Here is a 17,264-nt window from a genome sequence, read left to right as displayed (position 1 = left end):
AAATAATATTTCGCTGGTGTGTTTCTTACTGGTTTAATCTTAACGTTATAACCAATCTTTTAAGTATTCGCATTGTAAAATTGATGCGGTATTGTTAAAAGCATATAGCTTGCCTTGCTCAATAATAGCTACTCGGTTAGCCAGCTTTTTGACTTCATTGATATTATGAGTAACGTAAATAATCGGAATATTAATATCATCAACTAAATGCTGAATATAGCTAATCAGCTCTTTTTTCCTTGGCATATCCAGTGCCGATAATGGTTCATCCATCAACAGCAATTGCGGATTAGTTAATAGCGCGCGGCCAATGGCAACCCGCTGTTTTTCGCCGCCAGACAGCATAGCAGGGTAGCGATGCAGTAAATGACGGATATTAAGCACTTTGATAATTTCATCGAAGCGGTGCTGCATTGAGTGATGCATACCGTAGGTTAGATTTTTGCTAACGTTATAATGTGGGAATAATAAAGGATCTTGAAACACCGTACCGATATGTCGCTTTTGTGCAGTAATAAATTGATTTTTACTGGTATCAACCAGCACGGTGTTATTGAGTTTTATCGAGCCATTATCTGGCTTTAGTAAGCCATTAATTAAATTAATCAGTGTTGATTTGCCTGAGCCAGATACGCCTAAAATAGCGGTAATACCTTGGCACTCGATCGATTGATTAAAGGTAAAGGTAAAGTTGGCAAGTTTTTTTTCAACATTGATTTCAAGCATAGTTATCCTGCCAGTTTCTTTTTATGCCAGCGGTTCAACCATTCTGAGGCAATAAGTGCAATTAATGAGATGACAATCGAGATGATGCACAGGCGCATGGCGGCGTTTTCACCATTCGGGACTTGTAATAGTGTATACATCGCTAATGGAATGGTTCGGGTTTCACCTTGAATATTTGATACAAACGTGATGGTAGCACCAAATTCACCAAGGCACCTAGCAAAGCCAAGCACGATCCCCATCAAAATACCCGGAAAAGCAAGTGGCAAGGTAATGTTGATAAAAACCCGCAGTCGATTAGCGCCCAGTGTACGGGCCACATTTTCGAGTCGGCTATCAATCGATTCAATAGCTAAGCGAATAGATCGAACCACTAACGGAAATGCCACAATGGCCGATGCCAATGCGGCACCTTGCCAATTGAAGCTAAAATTAAGACCGATTGTATCATAGAGCCACTTGCCAATAATGCCACGTCGCCCCATGGTGATAAGTAATAAGTAGCCCAGTGCGACAGGTGGAAGCACTAAAGGTAGATGGATGATACTATCAAACAGTGACTTACCCCAAAATTGGCAACGCGCCAGTAACCATGCCACTAAAATAGCGACGGGTAGGCTAAAAATAATCGCCACGCTCGCTATTTTCAAACTGAGTAGCAGTACTTGCCATTCATACTCGGTGAGTATCATTGAGCAACAAAACCATATTTTTCAAATATTGCCAATGCTGCTGCGGTAGTTAAAAATTGATAAAAATCGTTAGCGGCAACGTTATTGGTTAAGAGCGTCATCGGGTACTCAATCGCTTGAAAGCTATCAGCAGGAAACTCACCGATGATTTTTACCTGGTCGCTAATTTTTGCATCGGTACTATATACAATGCCGAGAGCGGCCTCTCCTCGTTCAACAAGCATTAAGGCATCTCGTACATTACTTGCTGAGGCAAGTTGCGGCTCAATTTGCTTAAATACGCCAAGATTAGTCAGCGACTCTTTAGCATAAAGTCCCGCGGGTACGTGGTCGGGATCGCCAACCGCCATCCTCTCACCATGTGGTAAGATCGTGTGCCAATCGGTTTGCCTATCAATGGTTACCTGATCTAATGTTGAGGTGAGCGGGGCGATAAGCACCAGTGAGTTTTTAAGTAAGGTCTGTTTGTTCTTGGCTAAACCAGCGTCAATTAGGTAATTCATCCATTTTTGATCGGCTGACATAAAAATATCGGCAGGTGCACCTTGTTCTATTTGACGCGCCAGTACCGATGAAGAAGCAAATGAAAAGATGATCTCGCTGTCTTGGTGAGCAGTTTTATAAAGTGCGCTAATATCTTGCATGGCATTGGTTAACGATGCGGCAGCAAATACCAGTACTTTTTCACTAGCGGTGGCACTAAGACTCATCAATAGGGTGCTAATGGCAAAAATAATTCCAGTAAGTTTTTTCATGTTATTGTCCTCTGTTGCTTACGGTTCATTATTTATCATGCTAATCATAAAATGATGTAACAAATTTGCTTAAATAGCAATTAAATGTCGCTCTAAATGCTTTGCCATTGTTTTAGAAACATTGTTTTAGATACACTGTTTTAGATACGTAATGTTAGCAGCATAAATATACAGTCGCGGTGACGGTTTAATGCCACCGTTATGAAGTTAAGCTTATTGACCTAAGCGATAATTAGGTGGCTCTTTTGTGATCGAAACATCATGCACATGGCTCTCTTTAATTCCAGCACCCGTAATGCGCGTAAATTGCGCTTTGGTGTTTAGTTCATCAATGGTCGCGCAGCCTGTTAATCCCATACATGAACGTAGCCCGCCCATTTGCTGATGGATGATCTCTTTTATGGCGCCTTTATAGGCGATGCGCCCCTCAATGCCTTCAGGTACCAGCTTATCTGCTGCATTATCAGACTGGAAATAGCGATCTGATGAGCCTTTTGACATCGCACCAAGCGATCCCATACCGCGGTAAGATTTATAGGCTCGGCCTTGATAAAGTTCAATTTCGCCAGGCGCCTCTTCCGTACCCGCAAACATTGACCCCACCATTACACAACTTGCGCCTGCCGCTAGCGCTTTAGCAATATCACCAGAGTAACGAATGCCACCATCGGCAATGACAGGAATATTATACGCTTTAGCCGCCTCTACCGCGTCCATAATCGCAGTGATTTGTGGTACCCCAACACCAGTGACAATACGCGTAGTACAAATTGAACCTGGACCAATACCTACTTTAACGGCACTGACTCCTGCTTTAATTAAGGCTAATGCCCCTGCTGCGGTGGCAATGTTACCACCAATAATTGGCAAATCAGGGTAGGCTTGTCTGGCTGCTTTAATGCGTTGTAGAACGCCTTCTGAATGGCCATGCGATGAATCGATAAGTAACACGTCGACGCCTGCTTCAACTAATGCCGCAATACGTTGTTCATTACCCGGTGCGGCACCAACTGCTGCTCCAACGCGCAGACGGCCTTTTTCGTCTTTACAGGCATTGGGCTTCTCTTCCGCTTTTTGGAAATCTCGAACCGTTATCATACCTTTTAAATGAAAGCTATTATCAACGACTAGCACCTTTTCAACCCGACTTTCATGCATTTTTTGTAACGCGAGTTCACGAGGTTCACTCTCAAGTACCGTGACTAAACGCGCTTTTGGCGTCATCACAGTGGTAACTGGCTGGCTTAAATCTGTGGCAAAACGAACATCGCGTGCCGTGATGATGCCAATAAGATTATTGTCTTCATTTACAACTGGAAAGCCAGCAAAACCATAATCTTTGGTCAGCTTAACCACATCTTGAATGGTCGCAGTGGGTAACACGCTAATTGGATCTTGTACAATACCGCTTTCATATTTTTTAACGCGCCTAACATGTTCAGCTTGTAGTTCAATTGGCATATTTTTATGAATAAAGCCAATGCCACCTTCTTGCGCTAAAGCGATGGCTAAATTAGCTTCGGTAACGGTATCCATTGCCGCTGAAAGCATCGGTAAATTGAGTTTAATTGTTGCGGTTAACTGAGTGCTGATATCTGCCGTGTTTGGTAAGACAGTTGAATGAGCTGGAACTAATAAAACATCGTCGAAAGTAAGTGCTTCTTTAATTATACGAGACATAGCAATATTCACCGTGGCTGAAATAAATGTTGATAAAATATTGCCGAAGCATTCTACATCGTCTTGTTTTATAAAGCTAGTTTTTATTTAATACGGGTTTATTATTTTGAATAACTCTAATTTTATGTTGGCTAATTGTGCTATGTGTTATAATCGACAACATTATTGTTTAGTAAAATTTGTAACGGGTGAAAATGTAAGCTGTTGAATTAGTTTATTTTAAACTATTTAACGTTATCACATTAGAACCTTGTGAGGCTATATGATTGAATTTATTAATGTAAATAAAGTTTTTGGTAAAGATAATCAAATCAATAAAGTCCTAACTGATATTAATTTGACGGTTGCCAATGGCGATATTTTTGGCATCATTGGTTACAGTGGGGCAGGTAAAAGTACCTTAGTCCGATTAATTAATATGTTAGAAAAACCAACCACGGGTGAAGTGCTTATTGATGGTAATAACTTGGCTCATTATGATGATAAACAAATTAGGCAAGTTAAGAAAAAAATCGGCATGATTTTTCAAGGTTTTAATCTGTTAGAAACCAAAACCGTTGCTGAAAATATTGCCTTGCCTTTATTGCTTAATGGTGTCAGTAAACAGGAACGTAATAAAGTCGTCGATGAGTTATTAGAATTTGTTGAGTTAAGTGATAAAAAATTCTTTTACCCAAATGAACTATCTGGCGGGCAAAAGCAGAGGGTAAGCATTGCAAGGGCTTTAGCTAATAAGCCGACGATTTTGTTATGCGATGAAGCAACATCAGCGCTAGATCCTCAAACGACACGTTCAATATTAGATTTATTGCAACGAATTAACCGAGAACAAAATGTTACAATTGTGATTGTTACCCATGAGATGAGTGTCGTTAAACATATCTGCAATAATATGATCGTTATGGAGCACGGTAAAATTGTCGAACACGGTGCGGTCATTGATCTCTTTAAGCAACCAAAATCACCGGTAACACAAAAGTTTATTGGTTCTGTTATTCCTGATAAGTTACCCACTCCAGTTCGTAACCATCTGCTTGCTAAACATGTCTCAAATGTCTATCGGTTTGAGTTTTTAGGTGCTTCGGCGCAAGGTTCGGTCATTAGTCAGGCGATTTTAAAGGCTAATGGTAAAATGCAAATTAATATTTTATTTTCCAATATGATTAATATTAAAGAAGAAGTAATCGGTTATATGTTCGCGAGTATAGAAGGTGAACAAACGTACATTACTGATACGATCAGCTATTTAAAACAACAAGATGTACGTATCGCTAAATTGAATGAGGATGGTAATTATGTTTGGATTTAGTACGACAATTACATTAGATCTATTTTTAGTTTCGTTATACCAAACGTTTTATATGGTTGTGGTATCGTTATTTTTTGGCATGATTATCGGTACGGTGATTGCTATTTCACTGGTTGTTTATCGCCCTAGCGGCATCAAACCTAATGCAATTATCTATAATATATTAAATACGCTGATTAATATTTTGCGTTCAATACCATCATTAATTTTACTCGTTACGGTATTACCCTTGTCAAAATTTATTGTTGGCACTTCATTTGGGACGACCGCCGCGATTGTGCCGCTAATATTTTTTGTCTGCCCGTATATTGCAAGGTTAGTTGAAAACTCGCTATTAGAAGTGAGTGATGGCATTATCGAAGCCGCCGATGCGATGGGGGCAACGACATGGCAAGTTATTTGGCACTTTTTATTACCGGAAGCAAAGTCTTCGTTAGTGCTTAGCTATACAACCGCAACGATTGGCTTAATCGGCGCTACCACTATCGCAGGGGCAATTGGAGCTGGCGGAATTGGTGATTTAGCCTTAAATTATGGTTATCAACGATTTGATAATGTGGCAATGATATCAACAGTAGTAACCTTAATTATTATTGTACAGGTAATACAAAGTGCGGGTAACCAAATATCTAAATCAATGCGTCATCGTTATCGACGCAATTAATCTAAAATCGGATTTAATGTCTCAAAAATTAATTTTTATTAAAATTAATCTATTAAGTGAAAGTAGAGGAAAATAACATGAACAAATATATTTATCTGCCATTATTATTTCTATTCAGCCTATTTTTGATCGCATGTGATCAAAAATCAGATAGCAATACGGTGCAAGGTGCCAAGCAAGAAATTAGAATAGGTATGACGCCAAGTATGCATAATATTTTAATGGAAAACATCGTAAAACCAAGATTAGAAGAGCTTGGTTATCGTGTTACGTTAGTCAATTTTAGCTCATTACGCGACTCTGATACTGCATTGGCAGAAGGCAGTATTGATCTCAATGCAGCGCAGCATCAAGCTTATCTTGATACTTATAAAAGAGAGACCCACAATGATGATTTAGTTTCACTGGTGCATATACCGTCAATATCGGCAGCGATTTTTTCCGAAAAACACCGTTCGGTTGATGAGGTTAAAAAAGGACAAATTGTTGCCATTCCAAACGATCCATCAAATGCAGCAAGAGCATTGGTTATGCTAGAAAAACTAAATTGGATCACCTTTAAAGAGGGGATTAACCTAGGCGCGGCAAGTATTCTTGATATCGCAGATAATGTATATGATTTACAGTTTAGAGTCGTGCTATCGGAGTTAATTCCAAGAATGTTAGATGAAGTTGATTTTGCTATTATGCCTGGTGGGATTGCTTGGATGAGCAAAGTCGATGCTAAATACGCTATCTATTATGAACAACTCTCACCTAATTTAGAGATCTTAGTTGCGGTCAAAAAACAGAATTTAGATACTCAATGGGCGCAAGTTGTAAAAAAACTTTATCAATCGGATGAAATGAAACAGTTTATTACTGAAGATTCGGATGCAAAAGGTCGTTTTATTTGGCCGCAAGGCTAGACCTTTACTAAGGTATAAAACTTATCATACTGTTTTATACCTTATTGTTTAGTTGCAAAACGCGGTTATATTTTATTTTAAATACTACGTTAAAATTGATTGAAAAGGCTGGTTTACTGTAACTAGCCTTTTTTTAGCGTTGAGTCTTATTTAATCTTTTAAGATGCAATACCGATAGTAATTAACAAAAAATAATCTATAACTCACCGAGTAAATTCTCTATAATGGAACTCTTTTGATTTTGCTGAGTACCTATTATGTCTAAAAAAGCACTAGCCAGCTCGTCAGTCAAAACTACTGAGAATCGTAAAATTGCCATTGTAATGGGCTCAAAAAGTGATTGGCATACAATGCAACATGCTGCCGATATTTTAACTAACCTATTAGTGCCTTTTTCGGTTGAAATCGTATCGGCTCATCGCACGCCAGATAAGTTATTTGCGTTTGCCGAGCAAGCCAAGGCAAATGGCGTTGAGGTGATCATCGCCGGCGCGGGGGGGGCAGCTCATTTACCCGGCATGCTAGCGTCTAAAACCTTAGTACCGGTTTTAGGCGTGCCAGTTCAAAGTGCCGCCCTTAGTGGGATTGATAGTCTATACTCTATTGTACAAATGCCAAAAGGGATCCCTGTTGGTACGCTTGCTATCGGTAATGCAGGGGCTGCTAATGCGGCATTATTAGCCGCACAAATAGTCGCCATCCAGGATAAAGCGCTGTTTAATCGCTTAGTTAAATTTAGACAAACACAAACAGATGATGTACTCGCTCATTCAGATCCAAGAATTAATAATAAATAGGAAATAACCTATGAAATCGGTATGTGTATTAGGTAATGGTCAATTAGGCCGAATGCTTAAACAAGCAGGCGAACCATTAGGCATTAATGTTTATCCAGTAGGACTAGATGTTGAACCTACTTCAATTCCTTATCAAGATTCAGTGATCACTGCCGAGATAGAGCGCTGGCCAGATACGCCTTTTAGTCAAACCTTAGCTAACCATAATGCGTTTATTAATCGTGATATCTTTCCTATTATTGCCGATAGGCTGACGCAAAAGCAGCTTTTTGATAGTTTGCACTTACCTACAGCTCAATGGCAAACACTCAATGATAAAAGTGATTGGCCGGTGCTATTTGACGCCTTAGGCGACGTGTTGATAGTGAAACGGCGAGTGGGTGGCTACGATGGTCGAGGTCAGTGGCGAGTTAATGCTAATTCTCTTTTAGATATACCGGTGGATGCCTACCAATCATCAATTGTTGAGCAGGCTATAGCGTTTGATGGAGAAATGTCGTTAATCGGTGCGCGCGGCCTTGATGGTAAAACGGTATTTTATCCGCTAACCCATAACTTTCACCAAGATGGTATGTTAAATATAAGCATAGTTTACCCTCATGTTGATCATAAATTACAACAGCAAGCAGAAACTATGCTTAGCACCATCATGAATAAACTTAATTATATCGGTGTAATGGCAATGGAATGTTTTGTACTTGGTGATAGATTGTTGATTAACGAATTAGCACCAAGGGTTCATAATAGCGGGCATTGGAGCCAAAATGGCGCATCCATTAGCCAATTTGAGTTACACTTACGCGCAATTTTAGATTTGCCGTTACCCACACCAGATATCTTTGCTCCCTCGGTGATGGTCAATTTAATCGGCACTGAATATGATAAAAATTGGTTATCAATCGTACTTGTTCATCTACATTGGTATGATAAAGAAGTAAGAGCAGGGCGAAAAGTCGGGCATTTAAATCTTACGCACCAAAATCATCATATGCTATATAATGCATTAGAACAGCTAATAGTTATGTTGCCGTCTAATTACTTAGCAGCGATAAATTGGGCAAAAGCTAAATTAGTTTAAAAACTACATAAGAGTAAATAATGATCAATTTCCATAATAAAATTAGTTATCAGCGTAGTTTTAGTGCGCAAAAGGAGCGTTCAGACGATGAATACTCGCTGATTCGCTGTTTTGAAAGCGATCGCGGCCGGATTATTAACTCTGCGGCCATTCGCCGATTGCAACAAAAAACGCAGGTTTTCCCGTTAGAGCGTAATGCGGTGGTGCGCACTCGTTTAACGCATTCACTTGAAGTGCAACAAGTGGGACGTTATATCGTAAAAGATATTTATCAGCGACTAGCGCGCAATAATCAGCTCGAACAATATGGGCTGGATAAACTCAGCGTGGTGATTGAAAGTTTGGTCGAAATGGCATGTTTAATGCATGATATTGGCAACCCTCCATTTGGTCATTTTGGTGAGGCGGCAATTAACCACTGGTTTGCGAGCCGTATCTGTATTGATAAAGCGAAAACAACGTATTCGTTTTTAGATAAGCAAACAGGTGCAACTGTGCTCAATAATTTGCGTGAAAAAGTGCGTCAAGATTTATGCAATTTTGAGGGTAATGCCCAAGCTATTAGGCTCGTTCATACCATTTTAAAGCTCAATTTGACCTATTCGCAAATTGCCAGTATTTTAAAATATACTAAGCCAGCTTATTGGACGGAGTCTGTTCCAGAACAATTCAGTTATCTAATGAAGAAACCCGGTTTTTATTTAGCCGAAGAAGTATTTGTAAAGCAGTTAATGGCCAGCATTGATCAGCAAGCGTATCACCGCTATCCACTCACTTATATTATGGAGGCCGCCGATGATATTTCTTACTGTATTGCTGATTTAGAAGATGCGGTTGAAAAAAATATTTTTACCGTTGATCAGCTTTATCAATATTTAAAAGATGAGTGGGGTCCGTCTAAAAAAGGCGATCTGTTTGATTCAGTGGTAAAGCGACCTTATGACAATTTGACTAAAAATGGCTATGATCCGATTAGCATTGATCAGTTTTTTATGTATTTACGTGTGAATACCATTGGCGAGCTGGTGCCCCATGCCGCTGAACGATTTATTGAGAATATTGATGAAATTTATGCTGGTTCGTTTAATCATGCTTTGCTGGAAGATCGCGATGCGCAGTTTAAATTGTTGGACATTTTTAAAAATGTCGGTTTTAAGCATGTGTTTAATCATGAGTCGGTGGAAAATATCGAATTACAGGGCTATCGTATTATTACTGGATTACTCGATATTTATGGTTCATTGCTCGAAATGCCTGCAGCGGATTTTTGCATATTGGTCGAAGAAAATAAGCACAAAGGTTATATGATTGAAACTCGCCTTTATCATAAATTATCGGCTAAACATTGCCTTGCTTATAAACAAGCGGTTAAATTACTTGATAAAAATGGTCCTGATTTCCTGATTTGGGAGTTTTACTATCGTGCACGATTGATTCAAGATTATATCAGTGGCATGACCGACCATTTTGCTTACGATGAGTATCGCAAGCTGATGGTGAGTGATTAGCACGGTATTGGTGCAAATTATTACGTTGATACTCTTTTATTAATTTTATTATCGTATTGAACGTTATTAATTTGTTAGCTTTATGCCCGTAGTTAATGACCATTAAGTGGAGCAAGTATTTATCTTAACTACATATAATCCCGCCCCTTAAATCTTAGTTTAAAAAGCAACTTTATACTTTGGCATAGTATTTGCAATTATCTTAATTGATACTTTCAATTAGGAGGATTATGCAATGAAATTAGTTACCGCCATTATTAAACCTTTCAAGCTAGAAGATGTTCGTGATGCACTATCTAATATTGGTGTCGATGGTTTAACTGTGAGCGAAGTGAAAGGTTTTGGCCGTCAGAAAGGGCATGCTGAGCTTTATCGTGGTGCAGAATACACCGTTAATTTTTTACCGAAAGTGAAAATAGATGTAGCAATTCTTGATGAGTTGCTTGATGACGTTGTTGTAACCATTACCCAAGCTGCCTATACCGGGAAAATAGGTGACGGCAAAATTTTCATTACTTCGCTTGAAAATGTAATCCGTATTCGCACGGGTGAAACAGACGAAGCTGCACTTTAATTACATGGCTAATTAGGCACAAATAATCTAGATAGGACGTTAATTATGTTAAAAAAAATAATAGTATTCTTAACGATTTTTAGCTCAAGCTGTACATTTGCTGATGATGTTATTATTGAGCAAGTGGTGAGTGTTGCTGATAAAGCGGATAATGGATTTATGATGATTTGTACTGCGTTAGTGTTATTTATGTCAGTACCGGGTATTGCGCTATTTTACGGTGGTTTACTACGCGTAAAAAATATTCTGTCGATGCTGTCACAAGTATTATTTACTTTTTCACTTATTAGTGTGCTTTGGATCTTATATGGTTACTCATTAGCCTTTGGTGAGGGTAACTGGTTTTTTGGTAATTTTGACGATATTTTATTAGCTGGGATTAAAATTACCGATTTGCAAGACTCAATCTATCAGTTAGTTTGGGTTGCTTTTCAAGGCTCCTTTGCCTGTATTACGTGTTGTTTAATCCTTGGTGCATTTGCTGAGCGTATTAAGTTTTCTGCTGTTATTATTTTTATGCTTATTTGGTTCACGTTTTCTTATATACCGATGGCTCATATGGTTTGGGGCGGGGGAATACTCGGCGAAGAAGGCGCGCTTGATTTTGCTGGCGGTACGGTCGTACATATTAATGCCGCGGTTGCTGGTTTAGTCGGCGCCTATTTACTAAAAAAAAGATTGGGCTTTAATAAAGAAGCACTAAAACCGTTTAATTTACCTTATGTTTATCTTGGTGCTGCCATTCTTTATATCGGCTGGTTTGGTTTTAATGCTGGTTCCTCAACGCACGCGGATGAAGTCGCAGGACTTGCTTTTATTAACACTGTTGCAGCAAGCGCGGCGGCAGTTCTTTCGTGGTCGGCAATTGAGTGGCTATATCGAGGTAAACCGTCTTGTCTAGGCGGTTGCTCTGGTGTGATTGCCGGATTAGTTGGTATAACGCCTGCTGCTGGATTTGTTGGTGTTGGTGGCGCGCTAACCATTGGACTAATTTGTGGTGGCGCTGGAGTTTGGGGCGTATCTGCACTCAAACGGTTATTACGTGTTGATGATACCTGTGATGTATTTGGTGTACACGGTGTATGCGGTATTGTCGGCTGTTTATTAACTGGCATATTTACTGCCGAAACACTAGGTGGCGTTGGTTATAATGAAGGCGTTACAATGCTATTACAAATTGGTATTCAAGCTATGAGCATTATAACTTGCGTAATTTGGACTACTGTTGTGGCATTTATTGCTTTTAAAATCGCAGATAAAATTGTTGGTCTACGTGTATCTGAGGAACAAGAAAGAGAAGGACTTGATATTAATAGCCATGGCGAAAGCGCATTTAATCTTTAATCAATTTACGATATAAATATAAAAGGGCTAGATTAACTAACCCTTTTCTTACTAAAGAATAAATTTACTGAGATCTTCATCAGCAACCAGCTTATCTAGGTGGCTACTGACATAGTCGGCATCAATGGTAATCGTTTTACCGTTTAAGTCACTGGCGGCAAATGAGACTTCTTCCATAAGTCTTTCAAGTACCGTATGTAACCTACGGGCACCAATGTTTTCATTTTGTTCATTTACTTGCCATGCTGATTCGGCGATTTTGCGGATCCCATCGCGAGTGAATTCAATATTGACGCCTTCTGTGGCCATTAGTGCTTTATACTGAACGGTTAAAGAAGCATTAGGTTCAGTTAAAATACGTTCAAAATCCTCAGTTGTTAAGGCTTGTAGCTCAACCCGAATAGGTAAGCGGCCCTGCAATTCAGGGATTAAGTCTGATGGGCTCGCCGTTTGGAAAGCGCCCGATGCGATAAATAAAATATGATCAGTTTTTACTGAGCCATGTTTAGTTGAAACAGTACAACCTTCCACTAAAGGTAATAAGTCACGCTGTACGCCTTCCCGTGATACATCAGGGCCTGATGAATTACCTCGTTTGCAGACTTTGTCTATCTCATCGATAAAGACTATACCATTTTGTTCAACGGCTTCTATCGCTTCATGTTTCAAATCATCAATGTTGACTAATTTAGCGGCTTCTTCTTCAATCAGTTGTTTGAATGCTTCTTTAATTTTCATTTTACGGGGTTTAGTTTTTTGCCCGCCTAAATTTTGAAACATCGATTGAAGCTGGTTGGTCATCTCTTCCATACCTGGAGGAGCCATGATTTCAACGCCAATATTGACCCCTGATACTTCAATTTCGATCTCTTTATCATCAAGCGACCCTTCACGTAATTTTTTACGAAATGCCTGTCTTGCAGTCGATTCGGTACTATTTTCGCTTTGGCCCCAACCATCTTTAGCCGGAGGGACGAGTACATCCAAAATACGCTCTTCGGCAAGCTCTTCAGCACGATTACGGTTTTTTTCTATCGCTTGACTGCGGATCATTTTTACGGCTGAATCCGTTAAATCACGGATGATAGAATCGACTTCTTTACCCACATAACCGACTTCTGTAAATTTAGTTGCCTCAACTTTAATAAAAGGCGCATTAGCTAATTTAGCTAGGCGGCGAGCGATCTCTGTTTTACCCACCCCAGTTGGGCCAATCATCAAAATATTTTTAGGCGTGACTTCATGACGCAATCCTTCATCAAGTTGCATACGGCGCCAGCGATTGCGCAGCGCAATTGCGACGGCACGTTTTGCTTTATCTTGGCCAATGATATGTTGATTAAGTTCACTAACGATTTCTCTTGGTGTCATTTCGGACATAATTCTTTCTCTTTAAATTGAGTTATAAAGGATTACTTGTAATGTTATTGTTGGGTCGAAAAAAAATGAACGCGAGTAAGTTCAGCTTTCACGTTTATTACCACAACACCAACAGTACAAATAGAATAATTAATAATTTAACTCTTCAATAGTTTGGAAGCCATTGGTATATACACAGATATCGCCGGCAATCGTCAGTGATTTTTGTACAATATCTTTGGCGGATAGTTCCGTACTCTCTAGTAATGCTCTTGCAGCAGCTTGCGCATAAGGTCCGCCAGAGCCAATGGCGATCAGATCGTCCTCTGGTTGTATTACATCGCCAGTGCCGGTGATGATGAGTGACGCAGTTTCATCGGCTACCGCAAGTAAAGCTTCTAGTTTGCGTAGCATTCTATCTGTTCGCCAGTCTTTTGCTAATTCGACTGCCGCTTTAGTTAAATGTCCTTGATGCATTTCTAACTTACGTTCAAATAACTCAAATAAAGTAAATGCATCGGCTGTGCCTCCAGCAAAACCTGCAATTACTTTATTGTTATAGAGTCTACGCACTTTTTTAGCGTTACCTTTCATGATGATTCGTTCACCTAGTGTAACTTGGCCATCGCCACCAATAACGACTTGTCCATTACGACGGACGCTAACAATTGTAGTCACATTCTGCTCCTTAAATTTAATCAGTTGGCGTATTAAATTGTCAAATTTAGTGTTTATAAAGCGTATATTGGGATGATAAAACTGTTTTCAACTACTAAGGTTAATAAGTAAATGTCATTACATGCTTTTTATCTTTACCTGCATATTAATCTAAGTGTTTTATTTATTTTTTTAACTTAACGGATTAAATATCACTATAAAATTTTTGCTTGACACACAAAACAATATTTGGTAGAAATAGCACTAATAATTTTATCGTAATTAAGAGAATTTAATGTTTAGTTCAATTAACCTCCTACTCAGCCTCCTCCTCGCATCATATTGCGCGGATCGTCTGTGTGTGAAGTGAAATTGATCTAACCATCTACTTTCATAAATAACAGAAACCCGCGCTAAGTTGCGGGTTTTTTGTTTTTTAGTACATAGCAAGCTCGCAATATTAACCAGTGATTTAGTGCTTAATAAAAAGGAAAAGCAAATGAGCGATCAAGTAATTATTTTTGATACAACATTACGTGACGGTGAGCAAGCATTACAAGCCAGTTTAAGTGTGAAAGAGAAACTGCAAATAGCCTTAGCCCTAGAGAGAATGCGTGTTGATATTATGGAAGTTGGCTTTCCAGTTTCATCGCCCGGTGATTTTGAATCAGTACAAACTATTGCTAAAACAATTAAACATAGCCGTATTTGCGCATTAGCGCGCTGCGTTGATAAAGACATTGATGTTGCAGCTGAAGCATTAAAGATCGCGAATCAGTTTCGTATTCATACCTTTATGGCAACCTCAACGTTGCATGTCAAAGATAAATTAAGAATGACGTTTGATGATGTCATTGAAAGGGCCGTACATAGTGTTAAGCGTGCGCGAAATTATACTGATGATGTTGAGTTTTCTTGCGAAGATGCTGGTAGAACGCCAATTGATGATTTATGCCGAATTGTTGAAGCAACGATTAAAGCAGGTGCAACAACGATTAATATTCCTGATACGGTTGGTTATACCGTGCCTTATCAATTTGGTGGCATTATTCGTAACTTATTTGAACGCGTGCCTAATATTAATAAAGCGGTTATTTCGGTTCATTGTCATGATGACTTAGGGATGTCAGTTGCCAATTCCATTAGTGCCATTCAAGAAGGGGCAAGGCAAGTTGAAGGAGCGATGAATGGTTTAGGTGAAAGAGCCGGTAACACGGCTTTAGAAGAAGTTATTATGGCGATTAAAGTCCGTCAAAATATCTTAAATGTTCATACTAATATTAACCATCAAGAAATTTATCGTACCAGCCAAATTGTTAGTCAGTTAGCAAGCACCCCGATCCCAGCTAATAAAGCTATTATTGGTAGTAATGCGTTTGCGCATTCATCAGGAATTCACCAAGATGGTGTATTAAAAAACCGTGAAACCTATGAAATAATGACGCCTGAATCGATTGGTTTAAATCAAGTTCAGTTAAATTTAACGTCTCGTTCTGGACGTGCAGCGGTGAAACATCGTTTAGACGAATTAGGCTATCGTGATGGTGATTATGATTTAGACCAAATTTATGCTGCGTTTTTAGCCTTAGCCGATAAAAAAGGGCAAGTTTTTGATTATGATTTGGAAGCCTTAATTTTTATGAATAAATTAAAAGATGACGAAGAACATTACTCTTTAGACTATTTTAATGTTCAATCAGGCACAACAGTGGTTTCAACGGCTTCGGTTAGCTTAACGGTTGGTCAAGATAAAAAATCAGACGCAGCAACCGGTAACGGCCCCGTAGATGCGGTTTATCAAGCCATTAATCGTATTACAAATATGCCTGTTTCAATTGTAAAATATCAATTAGCCGGTAAAGGGCAGGGTGAAAACGCATTAGGCCAAGTAGATATTGTTGTTGAGCATAATGGCCGGCGTTTTCATGGTTTTGGCCTAGCAACTGATATTGTTGAATCATCAGCAAAAGCGTTGATTAATGCCTTAAATAATATTTATCGTGCCACGATTGTTGCTCAAGAGAAGCAGCGTTTACATGGTTAATCAGCCAAGATCAAATAATAAATTAAATATAACGTTAAAATAGTTGAGGATAATTATGTCACAGTCATACCATATTGCAGTATTGCCAGGGGACGGGATCGGCCCAGAAGTGATGAAACAAGCTTATAAAGTACTTGACGTTATCGGGCAAAAATATCAATTATCTATTACCACTAGCGAATATGATGTTGGTGGCGCAGCGATTGATATTCACGGTTGCCCATTGCCGAAAGATACATTAATCGGCTGCGAAAAAGCAGATGCGATATTATTTGGCTCCGTAGGTGGCCCAAAGTGGACTAATTTGCCTCCCGATCAGCAGCCTGAACGAGGCGCTTTATTGCCACTGCGTAAGCATTTTAAATTATTCGCTAATATGCGCCCGGCAAGCCTTTATCAAGGATTAGAAGAACTTTGTCCATTACGCGACGATATTGCCAAACGTGGTTTTGATATTTTATGTATGCGCGAGCTGACAGGTGGGATCTACTTTGGTTTACCAAAAGGTCGTGAAGGAAGCGGACCACAAGAGCGAGCATTTGACACTGAGGTATATCATCGCTTTGAAATTGAACGAATCGCTAAAATGGGATTCGAATCAGCACGTCTTCGTCGCAAAAAAGTGACATCCATTGACAAAGCAAATGTTTTACAAACGTCTATTTTATGGCGTGAGGTTGTAAGCGAAGTCGCTAAAGATTATCCAGATGTGGCGCTTGAGCATATGTATATTGATAATGCGACGATGCAATTAATTAAAGATCCTGCACAATTCGATGTGTTGTTATGCTCAAATTTATTTGGTGATATTTTATCTGACGAATGTGCCATGATAACTGGTTCAATGGGAATGTTGCCCTCTGCTAGCCTAAATGAACAAGGGTTTGGTTTGTATGAACCCGCGGGTGGCAGTGCACCAGACATTGCTGGCAAAAATATCGCAAATCCTGCAGCGCAAATTCTATCATTAGCCTTACTGGTCCGCTACAGTTTAAAACGTGACGACATTGCTAAAGCAATTGAAAATGCGGTTAATAAAGCATTAGAGCAAGGCGTCAGAACAATTGATTTAGCACGCGGTGATAAGCACGTTTCAACTGATGAAATGGGTAATACCATTTGCCAATTGATTTAGTAGTTTATATTTTCTATAGGATTATGGATTAAAT

General features: G+C 39.3%; 16 protein-coding genes. 10 read left to right on the top strand and 6 right to left on the bottom strand.

Translation table 11 applies throughout. The features are described 5' to 3' along the window. Positions 1-45: 45 nt before the first annotated feature. The 4 genes from modC to guaB form a co-directional block, all read right to left on the bottom strand. Positions 46-726 (bottom strand): molybdenum ABC transporter ATP-binding protein, encoded by a 681-nt coding sequence (modC, locus tag RHO12_05250; GenBank protein WVD67186.1) that lies wholly within the window; start codon positions 724-726, stop codon positions 46-48. A gap of 2 nt (positions 727-728) precedes the next feature. After that, positions 729-1,418, bottom strand: a complete 690-nt coding sequence (modB, locus tag RHO12_05245) for a molybdate ABC transporter permease subunit (protein ID WVD67185.1) — start codon at positions 1,416-1,418, stop codon at positions 729-731. Beyond that, positions 1,415-2,173, bottom strand: a complete 759-nt coding sequence (modA, locus tag RHO12_05240; protein ID WVD67184.1) for a molybdate ABC transporter substrate-binding protein — start codon at positions 2,171-2,173, stop codon at positions 1,415-1,417. Before modA ends, modB begins: the two co-directional genes overlap by 4 nt. A gap of 213 nt (positions 2,174-2,386) precedes the next feature. Beyond that, the gene (guaB, locus tag RHO12_05235; GenBank protein ID WVD67183.1) at positions 2,387-3,853 is read right to left on the bottom strand and encodes an IMP dehydrogenase; all 1,467 of its coding nucleotides are present in this window, start codon (positions 3,851-3,853) and stop codon (positions 2,387-2,389) included. Positions 3,854-4,115: 262 nt separating this feature from the next. Here guaB and RHO12_05230 point away from each other — a divergent pair, with 262 nt between their 5' ends. The 8 genes from RHO12_05230 to amtB all read left to right on the top strand — a co-directional run bounded on the left by RHO12_05230 (position 4,116) and on the right by amtB (position 12,035). Then, positions 4,116-5,162 (top strand): ATP-binding cassette domain-containing protein, encoded by a 1,047-nt coding sequence (locus RHO12_05230; protein WVD67182.1) that lies wholly within the window; start codon positions 4,116-4,118, stop codon positions 5,160-5,162. Further along, positions 5,149-5,826, top strand: coding sequence for a methionine ABC transporter permease (locus RHO12_05225; GenBank protein WVD67181.1), 678 nt, complete (start codon positions 5,149-5,151; stop codon positions 5,824-5,826). Before RHO12_05230 ends, RHO12_05225 begins: the two co-directional genes overlap by 14 nt. Positions 5,827-5,903: 77 nt before the next feature. Next, positions 5,904-6,734 (top strand): MetQ/NlpA family ABC transporter substrate-binding protein, encoded by an 831-nt coding sequence (locus RHO12_05220; GenBank protein WVD67180.1) that lies wholly within the window; start codon positions 5,904-5,906, stop codon positions 6,732-6,734. A gap of 257 nt (positions 6,735-6,991) precedes the next feature. Further along, on the top strand, positions 6,992-7,531 hold the full coding sequence (gene purE, locus RHO12_05215; protein ID WVD67179.1) for a 5-(carboxyamino)imidazole ribonucleotide mutase: 540 nt from the start codon (positions 6,992-6,994) through the stop codon (positions 7,529-7,531). 10 nt (positions 7,532-7,541) lie between these two features. Beyond that, complete coding sequence (purK, locus tag RHO12_05210; protein WVD67178.1) at positions 7,542-8,609, top strand: 5-(carboxyamino)imidazole ribonucleotide synthase; 1,068 nt, start codon at positions 7,542-7,544, stop codon at positions 8,607-8,609. Positions 8,610-8,629: 20 nt separating this feature from the next. Then, positions 8,630-10,117: a dGTPase gene (dgt, locus tag RHO12_05205; GenBank protein ID WVD67177.1), complete on the top strand. Its 1,488-nt coding sequence runs from the start codon at positions 8,630-8,632 to the stop codon at positions 10,115-10,117. A 235-nt stretch (positions 10,118-10,352) separates the two neighbouring features. After that, positions 10,353-10,691: a P-II family nitrogen regulator gene (glnK, locus tag RHO12_05200; protein WVD67176.1), complete on the top strand. Its 339-nt coding sequence runs from the start codon at positions 10,353-10,355 to the stop codon at positions 10,689-10,691. Positions 10,692-10,736: 45 nt separating this feature from the next. Continuing rightward, positions 10,737-12,035: an ammonium transporter AmtB gene (gene amtB, locus RHO12_05195; protein ID WVD67175.1), complete on the top strand. Its 1,299-nt coding sequence runs from the start codon at positions 10,737-10,739 to the stop codon at positions 12,033-12,035. Between the two features lie 51 nt (positions 12,036-12,086). On the opposite strand, the gene hslU is transcribed toward amtB, so the two are convergent. Continuing rightward, positions 12,087-13,415, bottom strand: coding sequence for an HslU--HslV peptidase ATPase subunit (gene hslU, locus RHO12_05190; protein ID WVD67174.1), 1,329 nt, complete (start codon positions 13,413-13,415; stop codon positions 12,087-12,089). 129 nt (positions 13,416-13,544) lie between these two features. Continuing rightward, positions 13,545-14,072, bottom strand: a complete 528-nt coding sequence (gene hslV / locus RHO12_05185) for an ATP-dependent protease subunit HslV (GenBank protein ID WVD67173.1) — start codon at positions 14,070-14,072, stop codon at positions 13,545-13,547. A gap of 478 nt (positions 14,073-14,550) precedes the next feature. On the opposite strand from hslV, the gene leuA reads away from it, so the two are divergent. Continuing rightward, positions 14,551-16,095 (top strand): 2-isopropylmalate synthase, encoded by a 1,545-nt coding sequence (leuA, locus tag RHO12_05180; GenBank protein ID WVD67172.1) that lies wholly within the window; start codon positions 14,551-14,553, stop codon positions 16,093-16,095. 55 nt (positions 16,096-16,150) lie between these two features. Beyond that, the gene (gene leuB, locus RHO12_05175; GenBank protein WVD67171.1) at positions 16,151-17,230 is read left to right on the top strand and encodes a 3-isopropylmalate dehydrogenase; all 1,080 of its coding nucleotides are present in this window, start codon (positions 16,151-16,153) and stop codon (positions 17,228-17,230) included. Positions 17,231-17,264: the final 34 nt, after the last annotated feature.

Source organism: Orbaceae bacterium lpD02 (assembly GCA_036251875.1).
GTDB lineage: Bacteria > Pseudomonadota > Gammaproteobacteria > Enterobacterales > Orbaceae > Orbus > Orbus sturtevantii.
Note: the sequence above shows the minus strand (reverse complement) of the source record. Positions and strands in the feature narration are given on the sequence as shown.

Excerpts from the sequence above, each read along its gene's own strand:
- modA (WVD67184.1), bottom strand. The coding sequence starts at position 2,173 with ATGAAAAAACTTACTGGAATTATTTTTGCCATTAGCACCCTATTGATG.
- RHO12_05225 (WVD67181.1), top strand. The coding sequence starts at position 5,149 with ATGTTTGGATTTAGTACGACAATTACATTAGATCTATTTTTAGTTTCG.
- modB (WVD67185.1), bottom strand. The coding sequence starts at position 1,418 with ATGATACTCACCGAGTATGAATGGCAAGTACTGCTACTCAGTTTGAAA.
- modC (WVD67186.1), bottom strand. The coding sequence starts at position 726 with ATGCTTGAAATCAATGTTGAAAAAAAACTTGCCAACTTTACCTTTACC.
- glnK (WVD67176.1), top strand. The coding sequence starts at position 10,353 with ATGAAATTAGTTACCGCCATTATTAAACCTTTCAAGCTAGAAGATGTT.
- purE (WVD67179.1), top strand. The coding sequence starts at position 6,992 with ATGTCTAAAAAAGCACTAGCCAGCTCGTCAGTCAAAACTACTGAGAAT.
- RHO12_05230 (WVD67182.1), top strand. The coding sequence starts at position 4,116 with ATGATTGAATTTATTAATGTAAATAAAGTTTTTGGTAAAGATAATCAA.
- amtB (WVD67175.1), top strand. The coding sequence starts at position 10,737 with ATGTTAAAAAAAATAATAGTATTCTTAACGATTTTTAGCTCAAGCTGT.
- RHO12_05220 (WVD67180.1), top strand. The coding sequence starts at position 5,904 with ATGAACAAATATATTTATCTGCCATTATTATTTCTATTCAGCCTATTT.
- guaB (WVD67183.1), bottom strand. The coding sequence starts at position 3,853 with ATGTCTCGTATAATTAAAGAAGCACTTACTTTCGACGATGTTTTATTA.
- hslU (WVD67174.1), bottom strand. The coding sequence starts at position 13,415 with ATGTCCGAAATGACACCAAGAGAAATCGTTAGTGAACTTAATCAACAT.
- leuA (WVD67172.1), top strand. The coding sequence starts at position 14,551 with ATGAGCGATCAAGTAATTATTTTTGATACAACATTACGTGACGGTGAG.
- dgt (WVD67177.1), top strand. The coding sequence starts at position 8,630 with ATGATCAATTTCCATAATAAAATTAGTTATCAGCGTAGTTTTAGTGCG.
- purK (WVD67178.1), top strand. The coding sequence starts at position 7,542 with ATGAAATCGGTATGTGTATTAGGTAATGGTCAATTAGGCCGAATGCTT.
- leuB (WVD67171.1), top strand. The coding sequence starts at position 16,151 with ATGTCACAGTCATACCATATTGCAGTATTGCCAGGGGACGGGATCGGC.